This window comes from Mesorhizobium sp. M7A.F.Ca.CA.004.12.1.1 (assembly GCF_003997835.1).
Classification (GTDB): domain Bacteria; phylum Pseudomonadota; class Alphaproteobacteria; order Rhizobiales; family Rhizobiaceae; genus Mesorhizobium.
In genome coordinates, this window is sequence record NZ_RZRK01001081.1 from 1 (window position 1) to 1,636 (window position 1,636).

Consider the following 1,636-nt stretch of genomic DNA (forward strand, 5'->3'; position numbering starts at 1 on the left):
ATGTTAGGCACCGTGGCTATCTCTACGAAATCGATGTCTTCGGCGGTCCGCTTGCGGGACTTGTGATCGCCGAACTTGAGACGCCGGAGGACGTGCCGGACGAAATGCTGCCTGATTGGCTCGGCCGCGAAGTCACCGGCGAGTCAAAATTCTACAACGCGTCGCTCGCCCTTGGGGGGATACCGGAGATCGCCGCATGAGCTTTCGTATCGATCCGCGCCTGCCGCTGACCGGCGAGGTCAGGCGTATCCTTGCCGAGGAAATCGGCAAGGCGCTGCATCACCTTGACGCCGCACGGAGCCGGCCGGAACAGGCGCTGCACAAGTGCCGCAAGCGGCTGAAGAGCGCCCGCGCCCTGCTGCGGCTTGTTCGTTCCGGCGACGAAACATTCTGCGAGACCGAGAACCAGTGCTATCGCAATGTAGCCGGCCTGCTTGCCGGTCCGCGCGAGGCGACAGCGCTGATCGAAACCATCGACCGGCTGGCGGCGAGCTTTCCCAAGGAGAGCGCCGACGATGGGCTTACTGCTGCGCGCGACAGGCTGATCGCGCGCCAGCATGAACTGCACGAAGGCAGCGGGCTCGAGGCGGCGATCGGCGCGGCGACCGCCGCTTGCGAGGATGGCCTCAAACGCGTCGAAGCGTTGGCCTTGCCCGACCAGCCGGAACAGGCGGCCGACGTGCTTGCCGAAGGTGCCCGCGTCACGCTGCGCCGTGCCAGGAAGGCGCTCGACAAGGCCAGATCGCGGGGCGCGGCCGATGATTTCCACGATTTGCGCAAGGCGGCCAAGACCCACGGCATGCATCTGTCGCTGCTCGGCAGGCTGTGGCCGACACCGATCAAGGCCCGGCGCAAGGCGGTCGACGAACTGGGCGAGCGGCTGGGCGACCTGCACGATGTGCTGGTGATGCGCGCGTTGCTCGAGGCCGACGACCAGCCACTCGGGCTGCCCGAGGACACGAAACTTCTGGGCAAGCTGCTGAAGCGGTCGGAGAAGCAGCTGAAGAAGAGCTGCCTGGCCGAAGCGGCCGAGCTGTTCGGCGACAATCCCAAACGCTCGACACGCAAACTGGCCCGCAAGGCGCGCGACGATCTGGCTGCGCCGCCGGAAGAGGCCGCGGCATCGTAGGACGCTCTTCCTCGCGCTCCGGACGGGGGAGGAAGGCGTGCGCTAGCCCTCATTACCCGCCCATGCTAATCGCCATGGGGCATGACCGAGCCCGGCGACACGCTTCTGGATCGACTTGGCCGCTGGCTTGCCGGCCGGCTGCAGGGAGAATCGTCCGGCTACGAGCCCTACACTCCGTCCGATGCCGAAACGCTGCGCCGCACGCTTGAGCCGGGCGACATCCTGCTGATCGAGGGCAATCAGAAGATCTCGGCGGCGATCAAGTACCTGACCCAGTCGACCTGGTCGCATGCGGCCTTCTATGTCGGCGATGCCTTGCCCGCGCCGGAAGACGGCTCGGAACGGCCGCGCCTGATCGAGGTCACGATCGGCGAAGGCTGCGTCGCCGTGCCATTGTCGCGCTACCGCACCTACAACACCCGCATCTGCCGGGCGAGCGGGCTGGCGCCGGAGGATCGCGACAAGGTCGTCGCCTTCATGATCGGCAGGCTCGGCCTGAAATACGAC

General features: G+C 66.4%; 1 protein-coding gene and 2 pseudogenes. All 3 read left to right on the forward strand.

Annotated elements, in window-relative coordinates; translation table 11 throughout:
- Nucleotides 1-200, forward strand: a pseudogene (locus EN984_RS33800) (adenylate cyclase); the annotation flags it as partial.
- Nucleotides 197-1,129 (forward strand): CHAD domain-containing protein, encoded by a 933-nt coding sequence (locus EN984_RS33805; protein WP_127268426.1) that lies wholly within the window; start codon nucleotides 197-199, stop codon nucleotides 1,127-1,129. The pseudogene EN984_RS33800 and the gene EN984_RS33805, both read left to right, overlap by 4 nt.
- Nucleotides 1,130-1,210: 81 nt before the next feature.
- A pseudogene (locus tag EN984_RS33810) lies at nucleotides 1,211-1,636 on the forward strand (YiiX/YebB-like N1pC/P60 family cysteine hydrolase); the annotation flags it as partial.

Coding starts and splice junctions, on each gene's coding strand:
- EN984_RS33805 (WP_127268426.1), top strand. CDS start 197: ATGAGCTTTCGTATCGATCCGCGCCTGCCGCTGACCGGCGAGGTCAGG.